This window comes from Mesorhizobium sp. M0761 (assembly GCF_040320205.1).
GTDB lineage: Bacteria > Pseudomonadota > Alphaproteobacteria > Rhizobiales > Rhizobiaceae > Mesorhizobium.
This window is the reverse complement of record NZ_JAMYPF010000020.1, coordinates 71,139-93,149: the sequence shown is the minus strand read 5'-3', so window position 1 is coordinate 93,149 and position 22,011 is coordinate 71,139. Positions and strand designations below refer to the sequence as shown.

At 61.9% G+C, this 22,011-nt stretch carries 23 protein-coding genes; 13 read left to right on the top strand and 10 right to left on the bottom strand.

Features of this window, described 5'->3' with window-relative positions:
* Positions 1 to 12: 12 nt before the first annotated feature.
* The 8 genes from NKI32_RS26040 to NKI32_RS26005 all read left to right on the top strand — a co-directional run bounded on the left by NKI32_RS26040 (position 13) and on the right by NKI32_RS26005 (position 6,876).
* Positions 13 to 1,554, top strand: a complete 1,542-nt coding sequence (locus tag NKI32_RS26040; protein ID WP_353004247.1) for an amino acid ABC transporter permease/ATP-binding protein — start codon at positions 13 to 15, stop codon at positions 1,552 to 1,554.
* Positions 1,555 to 1,614: 60 nt separating this feature from the next.
* Positions 1,615 to 2,742, top strand: a complete 1,128-nt coding sequence (locus NKI32_RS26035) for an NAD(P)/FAD-dependent oxidoreductase (RefSeq protein WP_353004245.1) — start codon at positions 1,615 to 1,617, stop codon at positions 2,740 to 2,742.
* Positions 2,743 to 2,929: 187 nt separating this feature from the next.
* Positions 2,930 to 3,145, top strand: coding sequence for a hypothetical protein (locus tag NKI32_RS26030; protein WP_023818615.1), 216 nt, complete (start codon positions 2,930 to 2,932; stop codon positions 3,143 to 3,145).
* A gap of 13 nt (positions 3,146 to 3,158) precedes the next feature.
* A complete protein-coding gene (locus tag NKI32_RS26025) occupies positions 3,159 to 3,404 on the top strand; it encodes a hypothetical protein (protein WP_023667758.1) in 246 nt (81 codons plus the stop codon).
* Between the two features lie 493 nt (positions 3,405 to 3,897).
* Positions 3,898 to 4,041, top strand: coding sequence for a hypothetical protein (locus tag NKI32_RS26020; RefSeq protein ID WP_023818614.1), 144 nt, complete (start codon positions 3,898 to 3,900; stop codon positions 4,039 to 4,041).
* Between the two features lie 9 nt (positions 4,042 to 4,050).
* Positions 4,051 to 5,817, top strand: a complete 1,767-nt coding sequence (locus tag NKI32_RS26015) for a thiamine pyrophosphate-dependent enzyme (protein ID WP_353004241.1) — start codon at positions 4,051 to 4,053, stop codon at positions 5,815 to 5,817.
* A 23-nt stretch (positions 5,818 to 5,840) separates the two neighbouring features.
* The gene (locus NKI32_RS26010; protein ID WP_023710084.1) at positions 5,841 to 6,005 is read left to right on the top strand and encodes a hypothetical protein; all 165 of its coding nucleotides are present in this window, start codon (positions 5,841 to 5,843) and stop codon (positions 6,003 to 6,005) included.
* Between the two features lies 1 nt (position 6,006).
* The gene (locus tag NKI32_RS26005; RefSeq protein ID WP_353004238.1) at positions 6,007 to 6,876 is read left to right on the top strand and encodes an SDR family oxidoreductase; all 870 of its coding nucleotides are present in this window, start codon (positions 6,007 to 6,009) and stop codon (positions 6,874 to 6,876) included.
* Positions 6,877 to 7,181: 305 nt separating this feature from the next.
* Here the strand turns inward: NKI32_RS26005 and NKI32_RS26000 are convergent, their stop codons facing one another.
* Together NKI32_RS26000 and NKI32_RS25995 are read right to left on the bottom strand one after the other, a co-directional pair.
* Positions 7,182 to 7,694 carry an OmpA family protein gene (locus NKI32_RS26000; RefSeq protein ID WP_023686887.1) on the bottom strand — a complete coding sequence of 171 codons (513 nt, stop codon included), beginning with the start codon at positions 7,692 to 7,694 and terminating at the stop codon, positions 7,182 to 7,184.
* 10 nt (positions 7,695 to 7,704) lie between these two features.
* Positions 7,705 to 8,364 (bottom strand): L,D-transpeptidase, encoded by a 660-nt coding sequence (locus tag NKI32_RS25995; protein WP_023732302.1) that lies wholly within the window; start codon positions 8,362 to 8,364, stop codon positions 7,705 to 7,707.
* 1,015 nt (positions 8,365 to 9,379) lie between these two features.
* Here NKI32_RS25995 and NKI32_RS25990 point away from each other — a divergent pair.
* Positions 9,380 to 9,544, top strand: a complete 165-nt coding sequence (locus NKI32_RS25990; protein WP_023667766.1) for a hypothetical protein — start codon at positions 9,380 to 9,382, stop codon at positions 9,542 to 9,544.
* A 210-nt stretch (positions 9,545 to 9,754) separates the two neighbouring features.
* On the opposite strand, the gene NKI32_RS25985 is transcribed toward NKI32_RS25990, so the two are convergent.
* A complete protein-coding gene (locus tag NKI32_RS25985; RefSeq protein ID WP_352768598.1) occupies positions 9,755 to 10,354 on the bottom strand; it encodes an EF-hand domain-containing protein in 600 nt (199 codons plus the stop codon).
* Positions 10,355 to 10,764: 410 nt separating this feature from the next.
* Here NKI32_RS25985 and NKI32_RS25980 point away from each other — a divergent pair, with 410 nt between their 5' ends.
* A complete protein-coding gene (locus NKI32_RS25980) occupies positions 10,765 to 11,232 on the top strand; it encodes a hypothetical protein (RefSeq protein ID WP_023667769.1) in 468 nt (155 codons plus the stop codon).
* Positions 11,233 to 11,513: 281 nt separating this feature from the next.
* Here NKI32_RS25980 and NKI32_RS25975 read toward each other — a convergent pair whose 3' ends face one another.
* On the bottom strand, positions 11,514 to 11,720 hold the full coding sequence (locus NKI32_RS25975) for a hypothetical protein (protein ID WP_023825912.1): 207 nt from the start codon (positions 11,718 to 11,720) through the stop codon (positions 11,514 to 11,516).
* A 1,049-nt stretch (positions 11,721 to 12,769) separates the two neighbouring features.
* Here NKI32_RS25975 and NKI32_RS25970 point away from each other — a divergent pair.
* Positions 12,770 to 12,994, top strand: a complete 225-nt coding sequence (locus NKI32_RS25970; protein ID WP_155922421.1) for a hypothetical protein — start codon at positions 12,770 to 12,772, stop codon at positions 12,992 to 12,994.
* A 255-nt stretch (positions 12,995 to 13,249) separates the two neighbouring features.
* Here NKI32_RS25970 and NKI32_RS25965 read toward each other — a convergent pair whose 3' ends face one another.
* The 3 genes from NKI32_RS25965 to NKI32_RS25955 all read right to left on the bottom strand — a co-directional run bounded on the left by NKI32_RS25965 (position 13,250) and on the right by NKI32_RS25955 (position 16,078).
* Entirely contained in the window at positions 13,250 to 13,798 is a 549-nt protein-coding gene (locus NKI32_RS25965) for a hypothetical protein (protein ID WP_023740532.1), read from the bottom strand.
* A gap of 10 nt (positions 13,799 to 13,808) precedes the next feature.
* Entirely contained in the window at positions 13,809 to 14,984 is a 1,176-nt protein-coding gene (locus NKI32_RS25960; RefSeq protein WP_023667775.1) for a zinc-dependent alcohol dehydrogenase, read from the bottom strand.
* Between the two features lie 464 nt (positions 14,985 to 15,448).
* Entirely contained in the window at positions 15,449 to 16,078 is a 630-nt protein-coding gene (locus tag NKI32_RS25955) for a TetR/AcrR family transcriptional regulator (protein WP_353004236.1), read from the bottom strand.
* Between the two features lie 129 nt (positions 16,079 to 16,207).
* Here NKI32_RS25955 and NKI32_RS25950 point away from each other — a divergent pair, with 129 nt between their 5' ends.
* Positions 16,208 to 17,104: an NAD(P)/FAD-dependent oxidoreductase gene (locus NKI32_RS25950; protein WP_353004234.1), complete on the top strand. Its 897-nt coding sequence runs from the start codon at positions 16,208 to 16,210 to the stop codon at positions 17,102 to 17,104.
* 323 nt (positions 17,105 to 17,427) lie between these two features.
* Here NKI32_RS25950 and NKI32_RS25945 read toward each other — a convergent pair whose 3' ends face one another.
* The 3 genes from NKI32_RS25945 to NKI32_RS25935 are packed head-to-tail and all read right to left on the bottom strand — an operon-like array spanning position 17,428 to position 20,985.
* On the bottom strand, positions 17,428 to 18,210 hold the full coding sequence (locus tag NKI32_RS25945) for an alpha/beta hydrolase (RefSeq protein ID WP_353004232.1): 783 nt from the start codon (positions 18,208 to 18,210) through the stop codon (positions 17,428 to 17,430).
* A gap of 41 nt (positions 18,211 to 18,251) precedes the next feature.
* Positions 18,252 to 19,700, bottom strand: a complete 1,449-nt coding sequence (locus NKI32_RS25940; RefSeq protein WP_352511588.1) for an NAD-dependent succinate-semialdehyde dehydrogenase — start codon at positions 19,698 to 19,700, stop codon at positions 18,252 to 18,254.
* A 58-nt stretch (positions 19,701 to 19,758) separates the two neighbouring features.
* Positions 19,759 to 20,985 (bottom strand): iron-containing alcohol dehydrogenase, encoded by a 1,227-nt coding sequence (locus tag NKI32_RS25935; protein ID WP_353004230.1) that lies wholly within the window; start codon positions 20,983 to 20,985, stop codon positions 19,759 to 19,761.
* Between the two features lie 175 nt (positions 20,986 to 21,160).
* Between NKI32_RS25935 and NKI32_RS25930 the strand changes: the two genes are divergently transcribed.
* Positions 21,161 to 21,859: a GntR family transcriptional regulator gene (locus NKI32_RS25930; protein ID WP_023667782.1), complete on the top strand. Its 699-nt coding sequence runs from the start codon at positions 21,161 to 21,163 to the stop codon at positions 21,857 to 21,859.
* Positions 21,860 to 22,011 lie beyond the last annotated feature (152 nt).

Sequence of the window (22,011 nt, the reverse complement as noted above, 5' to 3'; positions counted from 1 at the left end):
AAAGGGGGGCGAATGAACTGGCTCGAAAACCTGCGGCGCAGTTTCCTCGACTGGCAGGCGATGGCGGACGTGCTGCCCAGCATGATCACCATCGGATTGAAGAACACCTTGATCCTCGCCGCCGCGTCGACGGTGCTGGGTGTCATCCTCGGCATGATCCTGGCGGTCATGGGCATCTCGCAATCGCGCTGGCTGCGCATTCCGGCGCGGGTCTACACGGATATATTCCGTGGGCTGCCGGCGATCGTCACCATCCTGCTGATCGGCCAGGGCTTTGCCCGCATCGGCCGTGAAATCTTCGGGCCTTCGCCCTTTCCGCTCGGCATTCTTGCGCTGAGCCTGATCGCCGGCGCCTATATCGGCGAAATATTCCGCTCGGGCATCCAGAGCGTCGAGCGCGGGCAGATGGAGGCCTGCAGGGCGCTCAGCATGAGCTACGGCCAAGGCATGCGCCTGATCGTGATACCGCAAGGCATCCGCCGCGTCTTGCCGGCCCTCGTCAACCAGTTCATCGGCAACGTCAAGGATTCAAGCCTTGTCTACTTCCTCGGTCTGCTCGCCTCGGAGCGCGAGATTTTCCGTGTCGGTCAGGACCAGGCAGTGGTCACCGGAAACCTCTCGCCATTGCTTCTGGCCGGCGTGTTCTATCTCATCATCACCGTGCCGTTGACCCATGTGGTCAACTATATCGACAACTCGCTGCGGGTCGGAAAGCAAAAGGCCGGCCTCGTCATCAGCGGCCTGGCCGAAGTGAGCGAACTGGAGGGCGCCACCGGCAGTGCACCTTCGGAGGCCGGCTCTGATGCCCGCTCAGCGCTGCCCCGCTTCAAGGGCGGCAGTCTCGCCATCACCGATCTCGACATGGCCTATGGCGACCTCGATGTTCTCAAAGGCGTCAGCCTGGCAGTCAAGCCTGGCACGGTCACATGCGTGATCGGCCCATCAGGTTCGGGCAAGTCGACCCTGCTGCGCTGCCTCAACCGCCTGGTCGAGCCCAAGGGCGGTGAGGTGTTGCTCGATGGTGCGAGCATCCTGGCGATGAAGCCTGAAAAACTGCGCCGGCGTGTCGGCATGGTTTTCCAGCAGTTCAATCTGTTTCCCGACCACACCGCGCTCGAAAACGTCATGCTGTCGCTGACCAAGGTAAAGGGGCTCCCTGTACAGGAAGCTGAGCGCATCGCCGAGGCGCGCCTTGCCGACGTCGGGCTTGCGACCCGCAAACACCATCGTCCAGGGAGCCTTTCCGGTGGCCAGCAGCAGCGTGTGGCAATCGCTCGTGCATTGGCGATGGACCCGGAGGTCATCTTGTTCGATGAGGTAACGAGCGCACTCGATCCAGAACTGGTGAAGGGTGTGCTCAACCTCATGGCGGATCTCGGCCGGCGCGGCATGACAATGGTCGTGGTGACGCATGAAATGGGCTTCGCCCGCAAGGTCGCCGATCAGGTCGTCTTCATGGATGAAGGCCGCATCATCGAGGCCGGCACGCCTGCCGCGATTTTCGACACGCCGAAAAGCCCGCGTCTGAAGCACTTCCTTGCCGAAGTGCTTTGATCACGCATGAGCCCTTCAAGACGGCCGCCCAAACCAACCTCCACCAGTGAAAGATATCTCATGGCTGCATCACATCAGGTTTCCAAGGTCGTTGTTGTCGGCGGCGGCATTTTTGGCGTCTCCTCGGCCGTTCATCTTGCAAGGCTCGGCATCGAGACCGTGCTGATCAATGATGGACCGCTCGCCAAGGGAGCTTCCGGCCGCTCGCTCGCCTGGATCAATTCGGCGCGCAGGCGCTCGGCTGAATATCATCGCCTGCGCATGATCGGTATCGACCGCTACCGCAGTTTGTCGGCGCGATGCCCGGATGCCGCCTGGCTGCGTTTCGACGGCGGCCTGACGTGGGATGCGGACGATGCCTCAAACGAGATCGCCGATGTCTTCGCTCACGAAAAACGTCTCGGCTATGATGCGCAGCATCTGTCCGCGGACGCCATAAGGTTGGTCACGCCGGGTGTCTGCGCAAGCGCTGTCACGCCTCAAGGCGCGATCTTCAACGCGGGTGAGGGCTGGGTCGACCTGCCGTCGCTGATCGAAATATTGATCGCGGAATTCGTGGAGCGGGGCGGCCAGGTGGTCACCGAGGCCGGAAGCGCTACCGTCACCGTCGCCAACGGCCGCGCCACCGGCGTCACCACCACCAGCGGGATCAGCTTCGCCGCCAACGCGGTGCTTCTGGCGACCGGTGCGGATGTGCCGCGAATGGTTGCCGTGGCCGGTCAGCGTATTGCCGATGGGACACCAATCGCGCTGCTGGTCAGGACCAAGCCAGTCGACTTGCCTCTACGCGCCGTGCTCAACACGCCGCGCGTCGCCATCCGGCCGACGCCTGATGGCGCCCTCGCGCTCGATTCTGCCTGGTCGGAAAAAGAGGTGGTAGTCAATCCGGACGGGACTTATCGCGTAAAAGCATCGACCATCCAGGGGCTTCTCGACGAAGCGTCGAATGTTCTCGACGGTCATCCGAAATTGGAATTGGAGAGCTACGGTGTCGGGCCCAAGCCGATCCCCGGAGACGGCGAGCCGGTCTTCGGCCAGTTGCGGGAGATCGAGGGGTATTACGTCGCCTTCAGCCACAGCGGCGCAACACTTGGCTTGATTGCCGGCGAACTGCTTGCAACCGAGATCGCCACCGGAACAGAGCACCCACTCCTTGCAAGCTTTCGACCGTCTCGATTTTCACTTTAGCCTGCCAATTCGCCTCGGAATGGGATGTAATGTGGCATGCTTGGAGTTTCGCTAGCCGAGACGGCGGCCGCCTGGCCGCTTACGCGCACCTGACAAGCGAATATGTTCCGGAACATTTTCTCCACGTTGAAGTTGGACAGCGCCAGGACCGTCGTTCGTCCAAGCTCAACCAGCGCTGAGAAATTCCATGACCAACCAACACCCCAAGACTAAACAGCCCTCGGACAAGGATCTGCGAGACAACCCGGGAATCGGCACCTCGAAGGGCGCGGTCAAGGGCGGCGATATGCTCGACGAGAACGATGCTCTCGATGGGGACAATACGTTCGAAGGCGATGTCGAGAACGATGTCACGCCTCAGGGCGGCATCAATCCTGACCAGACCGGACGCACGAACAAGTAGGAGGCGCCTTGCCATGGCCGGCCGGAAGACCCACGAGCAGCAGCTGCGCATCATCGAAAAGCGCGAGAACACCAGCAATGCCGGCGACGATTTCAATGCCGAGGATGAGCTGAAGAGAACCAAGCAGGAGCGCGAGGCGCGGCAAGACGGCGCCAATCTGCGCGACGAGGGCGTGGAATTGACCGACAAGGACGATCGCCAGATGATCCGCGGCGAAAACCAGGAGAGCGAGCACCACAAGCGCAGGCAGGACGACTAAGCCTGTCGTCTTTAAGGCTATCGAGGAGCCATGCCAGACTACCGGCACGCCAGGCACCGCATGGTCGAGGCGCACATCGCCCGCCGCGGTGTGCGTGACGAACGAGTCCTTTCGCCACTGAGGCAGAATCCCGCGCGGGAAATTCGTCGACGAGGGGTGCGAGGAGTTCGCCTATGGGGACGGTCCGGGCGGCGTTGCGCTCTGGCTATAGGGACCTGCGAAGACGCGACGTGAACATCGGCCAGCTCTGCCGCGAGCGCTTTTGGCGATCAGGCAGCCTCGGCCACTACATGCAAGCTCGGCCTCGCAGCAGTTCGATGTCTTCGTCTGTTCGATCGCACCTCGCCTGTTCAGCCGCTGACTGCCGAACAGCGCCTCATCGGGTGGTACTGACACGTTTGCCTTCGGCACCTGACTAGGCGGCCTTGCCTTCGGGCACGGAACATCTCACCGACTTTCTGGTTAGGCAGGCCGGATGAAGGGAGCTTTGCGCATGGCCACTAATTTGGAAGACGGCAAGACCGCTCAGTCTTCCGACGACTTGCTTGGCGGCAATCGCGGCGGCGACAAGGACCAGCGTAAGACTGACAAGACCGCGAACAAGAGCAGCCAGGCGGCGGGATCCGCATCGCGGTAGGACTGAGACATGCCGACCGCCGCGGACATCCTCATCGAGACGCTGATCGACTGGAACGTCGATATCATCTTTGGCCTGCCGGGCGACGGCATCAATGGCATCATGGAGGCGCTGCGCAGGCGGCAGGACCGTATCCGCTTCATTCAGGTGCGGCACGAGGAATCCGCGGCGTTCATGGCGTGCGCCTACTCAAAATGGACAGGCAAGCTCGGTGTCTGCCTCGCAACTTCCGGCCCTGGCGGCACACACCTCCTGACGGGACTCTACGATGCCAAGCTCGACCAAGCGCCGGTGCTCGCCATTACCGGCATGCAGTTCCACGACCTCATCGAGACCTTCACCCAGCAGGATGTCGACTTGACGCGCGTCTTCAGCGATGTCGCCGTCTTCAACGCGCAGGTCTCCGACGCGGCGCATATGGAAAGCCTGGCCGGTCTCGCCTGCAGGTCGGCGCTGGCACGTCGCGGCGTTGCGCATCTGTCGATCGCCAGCGATGTGCAGGAGCACACGCTCGACCAGGCCAAGCGCTCGAAGCGCAACAAACCGTCGCATACGCCGGATCGTTGGTTCGAAGGAAGCAGGCTTCCCGACGAAGAACAACTTGCGAAAGCCGCCGAGATCCTGAACGGGGCGACGAAGGTCGCGATCCTCGCCGGTCGGGGCGCGCTTGGTGCCAGGCACGAGTTGGAAGAGACGGCGGAGCTGCTTGGTGCCCCCGTCGCAAAGGCCTTGCTCGGTAAGGCTGCCTTGCCCGACGATCACCCGCTGACGACTGGCGGCATCGGAATTCTCGGCACGCTGCCGTCGCAGGAAATCATGGAGGAATGTGACGCGCTGCTCGTCGTCGGCTCGACCTTTCCCTACATCGAATACTACCCGAAGCCGGGACAGGCGCGCGGGGTGCAGATCGAGCGCGACCCGCAGCGCATCGGCCTGCGCTATCCCGTTGAGGCCGGCCTTGCCGGCGATGCCGCCGTGACGCTGCGATTGCTGAACAAGCGCCTGAAGCGCAAGGATGATCGCAGCTTCCTCGAGAAGGCGCAGGCGGGCATGCGACGCTGGCGCGAGATGATGGCGCAGTCGGAGCGAAAGGCCGCCACTTCGCTCAAGCCCCAGGTGGTCACACGCGCATTTGGGAAACGATTGCCCGATGAGGCGATCCTGGTTGCCGATTCCGGCCAGAACACCGAGATGGCGGCCCGCCATATCGAACTGCGTGACGGGCAGGCTTTCGGCGTCTCGGGCGCGCTGGCCTCGATGGCATGCGGACTGCCCTACGCGATCGCCGCGGGCCTGGCCTTTCCCGGCCGGCCGGTCTTCGCGGTCGTCGGCGACGGCGGTCTCGCGATGCAGCTCGGAGAGTTCTCGACGGCAGTTCGGTACCGGGTCCCACTCAAGGTGCTCGTGCTCAAGAACGGCATGCTCAATCAGATCGCCTGGGAGCAGATGATGTTCCTCGGTAACCCGCAATTCGCCTGCGAACTCCAGCCCATCGACTTCGCCATGGCCGCCGAAGCCATGGGCGGCATTGGCTACAGCGTCTCTCGCGCCGAGGAGGTGGAAGGCGTTCTCGACTCTGCCCTGGCTGCTGAGGGTCCGGTGGTCATCGAGGCCGTGGTCGACCCGTACGAACCGATGATGCCACCGAAGATGCCGCCGGATTATGCGAAAAATTTCCGCAAGGCGCTACCGGATACCCCCGGACGCGCGGAAATCGAGGCGAATGTGGCGCAAGAGCCGCTTAGGTCGATGATTACCGCCGGCGAGAAAGACTGACCACACGCAAGAAGGAGCACGAGTTGAACAAGACCGACAGCGGCACCGCAAATCGCGGTTCGCCGGACCTCATGGGCGGCGACCAAGCGTGCAAGGCCGAGGAATGGGGCGGTGGCTCGAAAGCCGCCAAGGGACCGATCACGGAACCGGATCGACACAACCGCAACTCCAACCAAAAAAGGACCTGACATGCAGGATGCCCAGCAGAAATATCCTCGGCCGCCGCTTCCCGAACAGCAGCAGGACATGCCCGGCTACACCGACGAGATGGATCCACGGCCCGACCACGGAGAGGAGAGCTATCGCGGCAGCGGTAAGCTGACGGACCGCGTCGCGCTGATCACCGGCGCGGACTCGGGCATCGGCCGGGCGGTGGCTATCGCGTTTGCACGCGAAGGCGCCGACGTCATCATCTCCTATCTTGAAGAGGACGAAGATGCGCAGGAGACGGCGCGCTTGGTCGAGGAAGCGGGGCGCAAGGCGGTGCTCGCACCCGGCGACATCTCGGACGAAACATTCGCGCGGTCGCTTGTGCGGCGAGCTATCAATGAATGCGGGCGCCTGGACATCCTCGTCAACAATGCAGCCCACCAGGCGTCGTTCGAGAAGCTGGAGGACATCAGCGCGGAGGAATGGGATCTCACCTTTCGCACCAATGTCTATGCGATGTTCTATCTGTCCCAGGAAGCAGTGAAGCACATGGAACCCGGCTCGACCATCATCAACACATCCTCAATCAACGCGACCAGTCCCTCGCCGGCACTGCTTGCCTACGCCACTACCAAAGGAGCGATCGCCAACTTCACCGCCGGACTTGCAGGACTGGTAGCTGAACGCGGCATTCGGGTAAACGCGGTCGCTCCCGGGCCGATTTGGACGCCGCTGATCCCGTCGACGATGCCCTCTGAGAAGGTCAAGGAGTTCGGCAAGAACACGCCGCTCAAGCGTCCCGGGCAACCGGCAGAGCTTGCAGCGACCTATGTGCTGCTTGCCTCGGAAGGATCGAGCTACACCACCGGTGCACTCTACGAGGTCACCGGCGGACGGCCGATGCTTTGAGCGAGCGTACCTGCCAGCTTCACAGCGCCCACTCCCGGTAGCACACCGACATGTGGCGAGGCTCATGCGCGATCAGGATCGCGGACAACCGCCACGTCCGCAAACTGGTCGAGGCGCATGCAGAAGCCTCCCACCAGACCCTGAACCGGAGGTTGGTAGACGCGAAGCTGGCTTCATTCCGGGTTCACCGGAGCGTCAGCTTTCGGGGAGGGGCAAACGCTGGGTGAATGTCCCTGATAGGCGCATTGCAGCCATGCCGCCGTCGCGTTGTGAGACTGATTTGGCGACCAGCAAAACAGCAGCCTCTACGACTCGTCCCTCTCATCGCGCAAATTAGACACAACGCGGCGGTTCTGCGACCTGCAGGCGGAGTCGGGGCAGTCGCGGACGAGCCTGTCCTTGCCGTAGCCCTTGGCCCACATGCGGTTCCGGTCTATGCCGCCGGCGGCGAGGTAGTCCATCACCGCATCGGCGCGCTGCTGTGACAGCGCCGTTTCACTTGCGCCGGGATCGTCGGCGAAACCCTGCAGCTTGAGCAGCCAGCGCGGATGCTTTGTCAACCAGGCGATCTGGGTGTCGAGGGTGGCCTTGGCGACAGAATCGAGCGCGGCCGAACCTTTGGTGAAATAGGTGCGGCGGCCGACATTGAGGATAAAATCCTCCTCGCTGCCCGGCTGCACGTTCTGGAAGCCGGCAATCTCGGCGTTGGTGACGTCAGGCGTGGAAGGGGCCAGCGTGTTGCTGGTCGAGCAGGATGCGGCCACAACCAGAAGGCCGGCTGCGAGCAGCCGGCACGTGTTTTCAATCATGCGGTTCATGATGCGCCAATCATTCGACAGTGGTGGAAGCGGGCGCCTGGTCGGCGATGTGCGGCAGGACCTCCACCGCGGTGCCGATCGGGCACCGCTGGTAGAGGTCGATGATATCTTCGGGGAACATGCGGATGCAGCCGCTGGAAGCGTCGGTGCCGATGCTCCATGGCTCCAGCGTGCCATGCAGGCGGTAGCCGATGTCGGCGCCGTCGCGGTACAGATAGAGCGCGCGCGGCCCGAGCGGATTGTTGGACGCGCCGCCTGCGATCATGGGAGGTAGGTCCGGCTTGCGCTGGCGCATTTCGGGGGGCGGGACCCATTGCGGCCACAGCGCGCGGCGGTCGATCGTCGCGCGGCCGTACCATTTGAAGCCTTCCTTGCCGACGCCGACGCCGTAGCGGATGGCAGTCTTGTTTTCCATGATGAGGTAGAGGAAGTGGTGGCGGGTATCGACCACGACGGTGCCGACAGGCTCGCTGCTGAAATACTTGACGATCTGGCGATGCCATCTCTTGTCGATCTTGGCGAAGTTCGTCTTGCGATAGACGAAATCGTTATCGCTGGCGGTACCGGCGAAAAAGGATTTTGCCCCCGCGGCTTGAACAATATTGCTGGTTCCACCGACCGCGACCAGCGCCAGACCGCCGAGCACGACACCCCTGCGTGATAAAACCATCGGCAATCCCCCATGCCTTAAGCCTGGCGAACCATAGTTGAGAATGATTTCGGCTCAAAGTGGAAAATGCTGCAGTGGGTGGGCCGCAAGCGGTCTGTCCGCTTGACGGCAAAATAGCGGCTGCCCGCCGGCTCACGCCGGCGGGCTTTTTTGTGCGGACGGGAACATCCTCGCTCCAAGGGTGTTTTGTCACACCCGGCTCGTTCTTCATCGGTCGTGCCGGTGACCAAGATGTCCCCTCATTCATCATGGTCGGCCCGCGCAGCCTTGACCGCACGCGCGGGCCATCCCATCACAAGGCCCGCTGGCTCACGCTGGCGGGTTTTTCCGCGTCCAGGCGCCGAAACTCATCTTGGCATGCCTGTTACAACGAACCAGGCGGATTCCGCGCTCGGTCTCCGCACGCCGCGAGGAGGACTTGCGACATGCCTCGCTGCGGGATTTTCGCGATGAGTCTATCTAGCTCCTGCTGAACCGCCATGGCTGACCACCGGGCGCGTTTGGACGACCTTCCAGTCGAAAAGCCCGCGGCAATCGCACCTTAGGCGAAGAGGCTTTGCTTTGTTGATGCAGTTATCATCGCATCAATCGTGGGTAGCAACGCGGTTGTTGCGTGTTGTTGGAGAGATGGGGTTTCCCGAAAGAATGAACATGCGCAGATAAAAGAAGCGAGCAGGATGGCCGTGAGTACATCTGCGAATACCTATTACTCTCATATGTGCTCGCTCCTCGGAAGGCGATCCCGCCACCCTCTCGACAGTGAAGATGGCGGGATCTCAACCGGCGACAAGGGACTTCGATCGACGGTCGGTCTCCAATTCGGCTTCCGGCTGCGTGTTCCGCCGTTCGGGCTTCTTCCAACCGCCGTCAGACGCAAGTCCTATCCCATAAGACTGATGGCCAAATTCGGAACATCCGCTGAAGCATTGCGTTCGGCAGCGTGAAACCCCAAGGCAAAGGATGACTAATCATGTCGAATTGCGAGACTGCAAAATCACATTCGTTAGGAAATCGCGTGGCTGATCTCACAGCCAAGATGCGTGAAGCGCAGATTGACGCGGGTGAAATGATGGCCTTCCACAAGGTTGCAACTATGTTGGAGGACAGCCAAGGACGTATCAATGGCGACGACTTGATCGCCGCATCCTTCGTTCTGCTGGAGGACCGGGCGCCCGAGTGACCCTGCGTTGGTCGGCTTCGATCGTTCCTTGATCAGCACTGCGCAGCCGTTTTTTTGTCACGGCCGGCGTCTCCGGGACCGCGGGAATAGCGCAAGGCTGGAGGGTGCTGTTAGGGCCGCCGCGCCTAACAGCCAAGAGACACCGCTTCGAATTCGACCGCCAGGCGCTCGCCGGCTTTGTCCGAGGGAGGGCATTCACTTTGAAGGCAGCTACGGCGTGTCCTCGCTATCAGTGCCATGCATGCTGGAGCCATGCATGAAGGACTGGATCTCGTCCGCATCGATCTTGCCGTCACCATTCTCGTCAATGCTACTGAACATCCTGCCCACCGCGCGTTGAACCTCGTCCTCGGAAACCGATCCGTCGCCATCGGTGTCCAACAGCCCGAACATCAGTCGCATGCCGGCACCGCGCATCAGCTGATGATGCCAGCGTCCAGCCATTCTGTGTCCACGATCGCGGCCACCGTGGTTCTGCCAACGGCCGCCATCTTCATCGTGGCGGTCAGCACCCTCGTTGCGATCGCCTTGATAGTTGCGACTATCTTCCTCGCGGAAACCTTCTTCGGAACCGCGATCCTGCTGCATTCTCTCCCGGACAGCTTGCTCAACCATCTGGCGGATCATTTCGCGTGTTGGTGCATCCGCTTGTCCGGTCGCATCCGGCAACTGTCCGGCGGTCGGCGGTTCGGTTGCCGGAGCGGGTGCAGGTGTCGAGGGTGATGGTGTTCCGCTTGTCTGGGCGAGTGCGGGGGAGGTCAGGGCAATGAAAACGGCGGCCGCGGCCGTCTTGCTGTGTGGAAATCTCATGGCATGCTCCATCAGTGCTTTCGCTTGAAGGCCAAACTGGAGCTCGATGTGATTGTTCCCCGAAGGGATCAGGTCACGGCGAAGTTACTGAGGCATGCCCCCGTCTGAGGTAGATCAGGGTCTTCGCCAGGATAATTCGGCTCTTCTTCCCTAGGCACAAGAGGAAGCCGGCGCCCATTTTTGCGGGCAATGAACGTTGGACATTCGGCCTCGCCAATTTCTGCCAATCGATCATACCGACGCACCAATTCCCTCTGCGTCCTCTCCTTTCGTGGGACGGAAGCCGTTTCGACCGCACGCCGTCAATCGCGAATCCCGCGTCCATATGCTGCGCGGCCATGATGCATATTTTTTATGTCACGGACCTCTGTCCGTCTGGACACCATGTTAGCCAGCGCTAAATCAGAGCAATGCGACGCCTCCTGCTGGGACTTACAGTTTTTCTCTTTTGGACCACGTTGCTTCAGGCCGAGGCGTGGCAGCCCTTCGGCGTCCGACAGCTTGGCTTTAGTTTCGATATTCCTCCGAATTTCGTCCTGACCCAGAATTCGGAGCAGGGCGCGGCTTTTCAGGGCCCAAGAGACGCGTTTTTGGTCGTTTGGGGCGCGCGACTGGGCAAAGCAAGTTTTCGCGCCGAGATTGAACATCGCATGATCGAGGACGAAAAGGCCGGTTGGCGACTGACCTATCGGCGCCTAGCCCCGAAATGGGCCAGCTACTCCGGGGTCAAGAATGGCGAGATTCGCTACGTCCGTGCAATTATGGTCTGCAACCAGCGTGCCGCGCTTTTCACAATGAATTATCGGAAATCCGAAAAGAAACCGTATGACCCTGTTGTTGTGCGCATGGTCCGGTCCCTGAGAGCGGAAGGATGTTAGCCAGCAAAAGGCGAGGTTGCCGTAGTGCTTCCCTCGGCTAAGGGCCCAGTGGTCAACACGGCTCCCCAATAGCCCCGCCCAGTCACATGAAAGCAGGCACCGGCAGATATGCGGCCGAACGTTCTCACGCTGGCTCAGCCGCTCAAAGCCCATCACCGAAAAGCTGCTTAGTGCGGTCGCCAGCTAGAGCTACCACTGAGCCATTCCCGCTGCGGCTGGGTAGCGCCTCAGTTCCGTACGCGTTCATACCAAGAACGGGCGGGGCGAACGTCCTGATAGAGCTACGGCTGTAGAAGCGCGCCGCCAAACTGCGCCCACAAGCGCTCGCACTCTCTCGCCCTTAGGCTCGGGGTACCGGGCGCGCCATAGAAGACCATGGCGCCGCGAATGTCGTATCCAAGCACCGAGGCGTTGGCCACGAACTGGATGGCTCTTCCCAAGCTGGTGATGCCGATGTCGACCTCAGCTTTGTTGGTGAGGTCGACCACGCCTACTATCTCCGCATTGGCGCTCCTGCCCGCCAAAACGGCCGTCGATATTCCATCATGCACGGCAAGAAGCATTTCGGTGAGTTGCCCGGTGGAAGGGCTCTACAAACGCTTAAATGTCAGGTTTGTTCCCAACTGGCCTTGGCGGCTTTCCGACTACCAAGACTGGGTCACGCGGCCTCTTATGTGCGCGTAGTTGACATCGTCTGCTGGACCGAACGGTCAGGCCGACGAGCCCAGTTCCTCTCAGCATCAAGCAGTTCATTCTGCCCAATCAAGCCGTTCATAAACAGCCTGAGTATGTGCGCAGCTATGCGCTCTCCGTTCTGCGAAGCAAGAGGTAGGGCGCGCTCTTTGCAGACCGTGTGACAAACCTGGGCGAGCATCTCAATGTCGCTTGGCCCCAAAAACCGACCCGGATACAACATACCGTTTTCCTGTTGGAGAGTTGGAATGGCTATCCATTACGCAGGGTCACCGGCAGCCACAATCAACTATGATAGTGAGATGTCGAGTCCCGGTGGAAAAAACAGTGAGGTCCCAAAAGCGGTCGCGCTTGTCTCCGATTGACAGATGCCTCGACGCTACACCGACCAGCGCTACCGCACCCGCTTCATCGACGCGGCTTTGCAAAGGCCTACGACCAGTTCGCTACCAGCTGCCGGACCGCCCAGGCGAGCATGCCGCCGGCCATTACCGAAAGCGCGATGTCGTGGATGAGGCAGCCTTTTCCGTATACATCCAGTTGTTACGCTGCGCATCTGCTTCGGTTCGAAAACTCGCCGCGAGCCTGGCGTGCTCGCGTGTCCGGGCCGAAAACGCCTTCACAGCCCACATGTTGATAACGACATCGATGAGGCTGCCGCCGACCTCGTTGGCATAGGATGCTTCCCGGCAAGGGCATCGACCAATGCCCCGGGGCCGACCAGCACGAACCTGCGGGGGCTTTCCCGGAACAAAGCGTCGACGATCCGGTTCGGCAGGGAAGCGGCCAAAATTCATGCCATCGGACATGCCGAGGCAGATGACAGATGAAAGGGAAGCTGAAGATGACGAAGTCTCGCGACCGCACCGTTCCCGGCGACGGCAAGATCGAAACCGGCCCGAACACATCTCCGCAACAGGATCCGGCAGAAGGGTCGCGCGAGACAATCGATCGCGAACTCGAGCGGACAGACGACGATAATAATTCCGACGAAGCGGAACGCTTGCGCCGAGACCTGCGGAAAGGGGTGGCGGAAGAGACCGAGCTTCCCGAACGCGGCTCGGCCTGAGGATCGCCGGAACCTTGCCAAGGCAAGAGACATGGAAGGCTCGACGCCGGTCGGATCGCTGCTTGCTTCGTGCCTTTAACGCACCGGCCACACAACCCATGCGCGGCGGTGACCCAGGAGACGGCGAGAACGGCCGCGCGACGGTCCACTCTGTTCCAGCAAACTCGGCTCGCCGAGAGCTACCACCTCTGGCGTTAGGGCCTGACGAGATGCCACCTGTCCAGGTCGCATGGCGCCAGGGTTCGGAAATCTCTATCAGGCTGTGCCGGCCTCCTGGCTGCGCTGCGAGCGGGCACGGTCGCGGGCTGCGGCAGTGCCTCCGGGAAAGCCGCTTCGATCGCTGTAATCGCGTGGCTTGGTCCCGCTCCGAGAGTGGCGCGCGGTCACGCTTTTCGCACCGATGATGTCGAGCAATGTGATGCCGGCGACCATGGCAAGCGCTAGGCCTACATTATCGCGCTTTGGGTTGCCATGCCGATACGCTGTCAGCAATGTCGCGATATCCAGGCCGTCGCCGGCCACCCGGCTCCAAAGCCCGGCCTGCTTGTCCACTGAAAGCGAGAGTATGCCGCTGCTGATTTCCCGCGCCCCATAAGCGCGGATCAGGTCTTCCTTGCCGCGCATGCCGAGCGCGCCGGCAATCCGCTCGGCGCTAACCAGCTCGGCGACGCCAAGCGCGATGCTGAACCAGCCGAGCTTGCGGGCAAGGCCATCGGAGGCCGCGACCGCACTCTGCCCAGTCTTCAGCACTTTGGGATCGCCAGGCGATCGGGTGATGTTGGTAAGTTTGGCAATCACGTTCATGACGATTTCCCTACGGTTTCAGTACAACCTTGATGCAGCTGTCCTGCTTGTCGCGAAACACCTTGTACATCTCGGGTCCCTGCTCGAGCCCCACGGTATGGGTGATGACGAAGGATGGGTCGATCTGGCCATCTTCGATGCGGCGCAACAGATCCTCGGTCCAACGGTTGACATGGGTCTGCCCCATTCGGAAGGTGAGCCCCTTGTTCATTGCCTGTCCCATCGGAATCTTGTCGACCAGCCCGCTGTAGACGCCGGGGATCGAGATCACGCCGGCCGGCCGGCAGACATAGATCATCTCACGCAAAACGTGCGGTCGATCATTTTCCATCAGCATCAACTGCTTTGCGCGATCGTAGACGGTATCGGGCTGGGCCAGCGAGACGTGGCTTTCCATGCCGACGCAATCGATGCACTTCTCCGGGCCCTTTCCGCCGGTGAGTTCCCGCAGTCGTTCGACGACACTTTCCTCGGCGAAATTGATGGCGATGGCGCCGCCGGCCGCGGCCATGGAAAGCCGTTCCGGCAGGCAATCGATCGCCACCACCTGTTTCGCGCCGAGCAGCAGGGCGCTGCGTATGGCCATCTGCCCGACTGGGCCGCAGCCCCACACCGCAACCGTATCGTTGGGCTCAATGTCGCACTGTGCCGCCGCCTGCCATCCGGTAGGAAAAATATCGCCGAGGAAGAGAACCTGCTCGTCGGTAAGGCTGTCAGGCACCTTTACGTGCGTGGCATCGGCGAACGGCACACGCATGTATTCCGCCTGTCCCCCGGGATAGCCGCCGGTCAAATGAGTGTAGCCGAACAGACCCGCGGTGGTGTGCCCGAACACCTTGTCACCAAGATTCTTCTTGCGGTTTGTGCGTTCGCAAACCGAAAAGTTCTGTCGCTTGCACTGGTCGCACTCACCGCAGATTATGGTGAACGGCACGACGATGCGGTCTCCCTCCTTCAGAGCGCCGTTGACGCCCTTGCCGACCTCGACGACCTCTCCCATCATCTCGTGGCCCATGATGTCGCCGGGCAGCATGGCTGGCACATAGTTGTGGTAGAGGTGAAGGTCGGAGCCGCATATCGCACAACTCGTCACCTTGATGATCGCGTCACGTTCATCCTCAATTCCCGGGTCCGAAACCTGATCGCAGCGTATGTCTTCCTTGCCGTGCCAGACCAACGCTCGCATAGCTTGCTCCTATTTTCGCAATCGCTGCTTGTCGAACCACAGGGGCGGACCGATGTTCCGGGAGCTCGAGAGAATTTTTGGGCCATTCCAGACCTGCACCTTGGAAGGATCTGTCGCGGGCACCAGCGGCCTTCCCAGGCGCGTCGGGGCACGAACCGCTGGAGCCCGAGCCACGAATGGACGTACTCAAGTGTACCAAAGAAGGTTCCGTCCGCAGGTGTCCTTCGCGGCGGCTGATACCCCATCTGCTCGATTCTCGCGGGCCATAACCGGCATTCTCTTCCTCGCCCGCACAGGGTCGGCCGAAGCAGCGCTGTGACCGGAGCAGGTAGGAGATGCCGCTCACCGGCGGGCGCGCAGTCCGACCCCGACGCGATCGACATGAGGTGGATGGGCGCCATCGCGACGGCGGCTCTAGCGGAGTATTTCGCAGAAATACAATGATTAGCGGGCAGGGCAGAGTGCTAGCCGTGCGCAGCGATGAACATGGCGACGGCCGACCGGCAATAGGATTCGATTTCGTTGTCGTCCGCCGCTCTCGCCTGATCGAAGCGTGCGATAATCAAAAGATCGGATCCTTTGAAAAGCGCGGCAAACAAGCGGGCGGACCGGAGAGGATCGGGCACGTTCAGAACCGCCTTCGCGTGCAACTGACGCAACAGGACCTCGATTTGGGCGATGACATGGGCGGGGCCGGCTTCGAAATGGAGCTTGCTTAACGACCTTGGATTCGTCTGGTCGGCCATGACCATGGCTTCGACACTGCGGACGTCTGATCTCAACAGCGTGCGAAGCAGGGACGATCCCACCGCCATGAGCTGATCTTCGACCGAACCGCCGACGCCTTCAAGAAGGGCCTGTGGCGCACACAACTGATGGCAGCCGGCCGCCATCGCCGCGCTGAACAGCGCCTCCTTGTTCTCGAAGTGCCGATAGATGCTGAGTTTGGATATCTTCGCCCGCTGGGCGACCTTGTCCAATGTCGTCGCTTGAAAACCCAATTCCACAAAGAGTTCGGACGCAGCGTCGAGTATCGTTTGGCCAAGCGCCTCGTTGGCGGGCCGGCCGCGCCGGCCCTGGCTATTTTCGGTCACGACAATTCCAGTCCTTGACAGTATCCTAATTCTCGGATTACGATACCATGTAGTTTCTGAAATGCGCAAGCCGATGGGTAGGTTTCAACCAGGTCCAACCAGCCCCTCATCCACAACACGGAGCCCATCATGGATGACGTCATCATCATCGGCGGCAGCTTTGCCGGTCTCGCCGGCGCCCTGCAACTCGGCCGTGCCCGCCGCAAGGTCACCGTTCTCGATACCGGCCTGCCGCGCAACCGCTTCGCCGGCCACTCGCATGGCCTGCTCGGCCACGATCACAAGCCACCGCTGGACATCCTGGCCGAGGCGCGGCGGCAGCTGGCGCGCTATCCCACGATCAAGCTGGTCAATGCCCGGGCCGACAGCCTGTCCGGGGCCATCGACGATTTCTCCGTGCTCACTGGCGATGGCGGAAGCCTGGGCGCGCGCCGGCTGATCCTGAGCTATGGCGTCGTCGACCAGATGCCTGATGTTCCGGGCTTTGCCGAAAGCTGGGGCACGTCCATCGTGCCCTGCCCCTATTGCGACGGCTTTGAAGTCGCCGGCCAGCATTGGGGCCTCGTCTGGTCCGGCCCACAGTCGATGAATCAGGTCAGGCTGTTCCACGATTGGACCGACAGGTTGACGGTCTTTGCCGATGGTCACGACATTCCGCCCGATATCCGGGCCGGTCTGGCGGGCCGCAACATACCTGTCGTCGACGGCCGGATCATCGAGATCGCCCATCACGGGGGGCATAACGCCACCGTCAAGCTCGATACCGGCCCCAATGTCGCGGTCGACATCCTGTTCGCGCATCCGCGCAACAAGCCATCCGCAGGCCTGCATGAATCACTGGGCCTCGCCACGGTCGATACGCCCCTCGGCGTAATCCTCAAGGTCGACGAGCGCCGCGAAACCAGCATGCCCGGCATCTACGCCGCGGGCGACCTCGCCAACCCCCTCACGCCGCCATCGGTCACCCTGGCAATATCGCACGGCGCGACGGCGGGCATCTTCGCCCAGCAGTCGATGCTGGTTTGAGAGCGCAGATTCCCTTCTCCGGGTGCCGCGGGCTATCATATTCTGAAGGCGAGGTTACGGAACGCCGGCCCGCTCTCCCCTGAGGGGCATCTTTGGCCGGTTGGCTTTGGGAACTCAACTGCGCTGCCGGCATGACGGCGATCGCCGACATCGGTTATCAAGCTCAATCACGCTGGAAAGCATGAACCACGTCGACGTCGACATCGACGGCGGGCTTACGGTATGGGGACCGGTGGCGGGAGATTCGCCACCGCTGTCGGTACCCGATGCTGCGACGCTACTTTGCAGAACGGTCGCGTCCAGCAGCGCTTCTGGCGGAAGTCTCAGGCGGCCACGACGCGGGCCAGCAGTGACGCGGCCTCGGTACCAGCCAAGCCAAGGTCACGGACGCTGCTCATGTGATTGGCCCCGCCAAGGGTGGTGCGCGAAACAGTCAGTCCCTGTGTGTCAAGGTGGTCCGTGAAGAGTGCGGCCTGGCTGTGGAACGGCGGCGTTTCATCGGCGCCGACCAAGATATCTACGTCCACGGATGGATCGAAACTGTGATCGATCGGCGAGAATCGGCGGGCCTCCTCGTCGGTGATCGCGATCTCGGCGGCAAGGAACGACATCTGCAATGGCTTCAGGTCGTAGAGGCCGCCAAGCAGCAGCGCAGCTTTGATGCCGGAAGGCCGCTCGTCACCGTCGAAAAGCATTGTTGCCAGATGCGCACCGGCGGAATGACCGCTAACGGTCAGCAGGCCGGGATCGCCGCCATGGTGTACGACATTGTCAAATACCCATCGCTTGGCGCGGCGCACCTGGTCGACGATCCTGGCCATCCTGACGGTCGGCATCAGCGCGTAGTCGACAATGACCGCGATCGCACCTGCGTTCGTAACGGTCTCGGCGACGTAGGAATAGTCGCGCTTGGAGAACATGCGCCAATAGCCCCCGTGGATGAACATGTGCACCGGCAGGCGGTCCCGTTTGCCCTCGGGAAAGAACAGATCCACGGTTTCGGTGGCGTCAGCCCCGTAGGCGACATCGGCGACCATGGGAACATTCGCCCTGGTGTCCTCGCTTCTGCGAACGATCTCGGCGACCATGTCGTCGAACTCGACCACATGATCGCGAATGCGAAACGGATCTTTGGCGTGATGTCCGCTCACAGGGTCACGGCGATGTACTTGGCCTCCATGAACTCGGCAACGCCATGCTTCTGGCCGCCTTCTCGCCCCAACCCGCTTTGCTTGACTCCGCCGAAGGGCGCCGCCGGATCCGACATCAGGCCGCGGTTGAGCGCGATCATGCCGGACTCGATCTTCGATGCCACGCGCATTCCTCTGGCCAGGTCGCGCGTGTAGATGTAGGCCGCGAGACCGTATTCTGTGTCGTTGGCCTTGGCGATGACCTCCGCCTCGCTGTCGAAGCGACTGATCGGCGCCACGGGACCGAAGATCTCCTCGTGAGCCATGGCAACGTCGGCCGGCACGTCCTTGAGCACCGTTGGCGGATAGAAAAAGCCTCTGCCTTCAGATACGCCGCCGCCACACAGGATTTTGGCGCCGCGGGCAACGGCGTCCTGCACAAGCCGGTCGATCTTGTGCACAGCCTTCCTGGTGATCATCGGCCCGCATTCTGTGTCTGAGTCTGTGCCCGGGCCCAGGTTGAGTGCCGCCATGCGTTTGCTCAAGCCTTCCGCGAAAGCATCATGGATGCCGGCCTGGACGTAAAGCCGGTTGGCGGCCGTGCAGGCTTCGCCGGCGTTGCGCATCTTGGCAACCATCGCACCGTCGAGGGCTGCTTCCAAGTCGGCGTCGTCGAAGACGATGAAGGGTGCGTTGCCGCCAAGCTCCATGGAACAGGAGATGACGTGCTTTGCGGCTTCGGCCAGCAGCACGCGCCCGACGCCGGTCGAGCCGGTGAAGGACAGCTTTCGCACGCGCGGATCGGCCAGCATGGCCGCCGTCACCGGTCCGGGGGTCGAGGTCGTCAGGACGTTGACGACGCCGGGCGGCACGCCGGCTTCCTCGTAGAGCGCCGCAAGCGCATAGGCCGTCAGCGGTGTCTCGCTGGCGGGCTTCAGGATCACCGTACAGCCGGCCGCCAGCGCCGGAGCGATTTTACGTGTCGCCATGGCGGCTGGGAAATTCCATGGCGTGATGAGCACGCAAATGCCGATGGGCTGGTAGTCGACAATGATCCGGTTCGCGCCCGAGGGTGCAAGGCCGAACTCGCCGTTGATGCGGACCGCTTCCTCGGCGTTCCAGCGAAAGAATTCCGCCGCATAAGCGACTTCGCCGCGCGCATCGCGCAGCGCCTTGCCGTTCTCCAGCGAGATCAGCGCGGCCAACGTCTCCATCCGTTCGGTCATCAGTTCGAAGCAGCGCCGCAGTATTTCCGATCGCCTGCGTGGCGGGGTCTCGCGCCAGCCGGCCGCCGCCTTCGCGGCAGCGTCGACGGCGGCAGCGGCGTCTGCGAGCGTGGCGTCGGGAACCGCAGCGATCACGGCTTCGGTCGAGGGATCGACCACTTCGATCACGCGGCCCTCCGATGAGGGCCGCCAGCGTCCGCCAATGTAGAGACCGTGCGAGACCGTGGCGTAGTCGAACATATCTTGATCCTCGTCGGATATGCCTGCGGCAATGTTCATTGGATGAACTCCTGGTCGATCACATCATGGTGGCGGACATGTCGCCGTCATAGGCAGCCCTGACCAGCTGTCGCATCGCGGCGCGGTCGAACGGACGCGGATTGTTCTTGATCAATCGGTCGATGCCGAGCGCCTGCTCGGCCGTCCAGTCGATCTTGTCTTCGGGAAGACCCAGTTCGGCCAATGTCGGTGTGATGCCGATGGCGCCAAACAGCCGGCTCACCTCACGGATGGTGGCGTGCGCTAAGGCATCGGCGCCCCCGCCCTGAAGGGAAAGGCCAAGAGCAGTGCCGACTTCCGCAATCTCCGCGGCTGCTGCGGCCAGATTGTAGGTCATCACATAGGGCAGCATCGTGGCCACTCCCAGGCCATGCGGGGTGTGGGTAAGCGCGCCAACGGGATACTGCACCGCATGGGCGGCGGCCGTTCCCGCCGTACCGAAGGCGCAACCGGCGGCCAGCGCTCCCATCATCACGTCGGCGCGCGCATCCTCGTCCGATCCGTCGCGATATGCCTTTTCCAGACTGCGGCCGAGCAGCCTGATGGCCAAAAGCGCGAAATGATCGGTCAGAGCGCTCTTGCCGATGAACACGTGCTGTTGCGGCAAATGAGGGTCGGCGCCGCGTTTGGCCGCTGTGAAGGCCTCGATTGCGTGCGTCAGCGCGTCGGCGCCGGCGATCGCCGTCAAGGACGGTGGACAGGTCACCGTCAGATCCGGATCGCAAAGCGCCACTGCCGCGATGAGATGCGGACTGGCGATACCCACTTTCAGCGTCCGATCCGGGTCGGAGATCACGGCGACGGGGGTCACCTCGGAGCCTGTTCCAGCCGTCGTCGGCACTGCGATTACCGGAAGGGTAGGGCCGGGTACCTTGAACTCGCCATAGTAGTCCTCGAGCTTGCCGCCGTGGCTGAGCAGAAGTGCAGCGCATTTGGCCATGTCGAGGCAACTGCCGCCCCCGATGCCGATCACCATGTCCGGCTTGAAATCCTTCGCCTGCGCAATGCAGGCGGCGACGCTGTCGCGCGGCACATCCGGCAGCGTTCGGTCGAAGACCAGCGCTTCGATCGCCGCGTTGTGCAAGCCAGCCAGAATCTCGGCGAACTGCGACGTCGCCGCGAAGCGCTCATCGGTACAGACGAACGCACGCCGCCCATATTTGGCGGCAATGGCAGGCAGGACATGGCGGTGGCCTCTGCCAAACAGAATCTCGCTCGGCAGGCGCGCCGCTGCAAACAAGCTCATGCACAAGATCCTGCGAAGACGGATTGGAAGCCGACAGGCTTGGCTTCGTGCCAGAGGCCGACCTCGGCGCTGCAGGTCATGATCATGCGATACCCCTCTAATAAAATCGTATAGGATATAGGATTGAGTTTCGCGGAGCATCGTGTTAGTGGGTGGTTCTGTCAAGAGGCAAACAATGCAGAACACGGATCTGACGGTTGACAATGAAGCCCGCGCGACCGGCCGCATCCAGCGCGCCAACAGCCTGGCCGGCGACGTGTACGAGGCAATCTTCGCGCAGCTGATGTCTTTGAGGATTGCTCCGGGATCGCGCATCACCGTCGACAATCTCGTCAAGGAATTCAACGTCTCGCATACCCCCATTCGTGAAGCGCTTGGCAGGCTGGAGGGGGAAGGGCTGGTTCTGAAAACCCACCTGATCGGCTATCGCGCCGCCCCGCAAATCACCCGCCGGCGCTTCGACGAGCTTTACGAGCTGCGTCTATTGCTTGAACCTGCCGCCGCGGCCAAAGCCACCGCAACAATGGACGGCGAGCGCCTTGCCGCGCTGCAGGAGGCGGCCGGCGTCATGGCTCGGCGGGTGGGGAAAGACGAACGCCTGCGCTATTCGAACTTCGCCCGTCAGGATGCGATCTTCCACGACAAGATCGTCGAGTTTGCCCAAAACGAACTCATTCGCGAGACACTGAATCACCAGCATACCCACTTCCATATCTTCCGCCTGATGTATCACTCCAGGGTGACCGAAGAGGCGCTCGACGAGCACGAGGCTATTCTCGCTGCCTTTGCCGCGGGCGATCCGGACGCCGCCGAAAAAGCCATGCGCGCGCACATCGAAAATTCGCGGGACAGGCTCCTGCCTGCGTTCGAGTAGCCTGGCGATGTTGCTTGTCAGAGCACCCTCAAGCGCGGCGCGCCGCTGTCCGCCCAGCCTGCCGCCTACGAATTCTATTCCCCGTTCTGAGCCGATTTCGATCCCGGGAAGCGAGGCGCGCAGTGCACCTCGCCCCTGAAACAAGCCGAGAG

What these genes read in the sequence shown, in the direction of transcription:
- NKI32_RS26035 (WP_353004245.1), top strand. Translation starts at nt 1,615, where the DNA reads ATGGCTGCATCACATCAGGTTTCCAAGGTCGTTGTTGTCGGCGGCGGC.
- NKI32_RS26000 (WP_023686887.1), bottom strand. Translation starts at nt 7,694, where the DNA reads ATGAACCGCATGATTGAAAACACGTGCCGGCTGCTCGCAGCCGGCCTT.
- NKI32_RS26040 (WP_353004247.1), top strand. Translation starts at nt 13, where the DNA reads ATGAACTGGCTCGAAAACCTGCGGCGCAGTTTCCTCGACTGGCAGGCG.
- NKI32_RS25930 (WP_023667782.1), top strand. Translation starts at nt 21,161, where the DNA reads ATGCAGAACACGGATCTGACGGTTGACAATGAAGCCCGCGCGACCGGC.
- NKI32_RS25940 (WP_352511588.1), bottom strand. Translation starts at nt 19,700, where the DNA reads ATGTTCGACTACGCCACGGTCTCGCACGGTCTCTACATTGGCGGACGC.
- NKI32_RS25970 (WP_155922421.1), top strand. Translation starts at nt 12,770, where the DNA reads ATGACGAAGTCTCGCGACCGCACCGTTCCCGGCGACGGCAAGATCGAA.
- NKI32_RS26030 (WP_023818615.1), top strand. Translation starts at nt 2,930, where the DNA reads ATGACCAACCAACACCCCAAGACTAAACAGCCCTCGGACAAGGATCTG.
- NKI32_RS25995 (WP_023732302.1), bottom strand. Translation starts at nt 8,364, where the DNA reads ATGGTTTTATCACGCAGGGGTGTCGTGCTCGGCGGTCTGGCGCTGGTC.
- NKI32_RS25965 (WP_023740532.1), bottom strand. Translation starts at nt 13,798, where the DNA reads ATGAACGTGATTGCCAAACTTACCAACATCACCCGATCGCCTGGCGAT.
- NKI32_RS25960 (WP_023667775.1), bottom strand. Translation starts at nt 14,984, where the DNA reads ATGCGAGCGTTGGTCTGGCACGGCAAGGAAGACATACGCTGCGATCAG.
- NKI32_RS26005 (WP_353004238.1), top strand. Translation starts at nt 6,007, where the DNA reads ATGCAGGATGCCCAGCAGAAATATCCTCGGCCGCCGCTTCCCGAACAG.
- NKI32_RS25935 (WP_353004230.1), bottom strand. Translation starts at nt 20,985, where the DNA reads ATGAGCTTGTTTGCAGCGGCGCGCCTGCCGAGCGAGATTCTGTTTGGC.
- NKI32_RS25950 (WP_353004234.1), top strand. Translation starts at nt 16,208, where the DNA reads ATGGATGACGTCATCATCATCGGCGGCAGCTTTGCCGGTCTCGCCGGC.
- NKI32_RS26015 (WP_353004241.1), top strand. Translation starts at nt 4,051, where the DNA reads ATGCCGACCGCCGCGGACATCCTCATCGAGACGCTGATCGACTGGAAC.
- NKI32_RS25985 (WP_352768598.1), bottom strand. Translation starts at nt 10,354, where the DNA reads ATGAGATTTCCACACAGCAAGACGGCCGCGGCCGCCGTTTTCATTGCC.
- NKI32_RS25980 (WP_023667769.1), top strand. Translation starts at nt 10,765, where the DNA reads ATGCGACGCCTCCTGCTGGGACTTACAGTTTTTCTCTTTTGGACCACG.
- NKI32_RS26020 (WP_023818614.1), top strand. Translation starts at nt 3,898, where the DNA reads ATGGCCACTAATTTGGAAGACGGCAAGACCGCTCAGTCTTCCGACGAC.
- NKI32_RS26025 (WP_023667758.1), top strand. Translation starts at nt 3,159, where the DNA reads ATGGCCGGCCGGAAGACCCACGAGCAGCAGCTGCGCATCATCGAAAAG.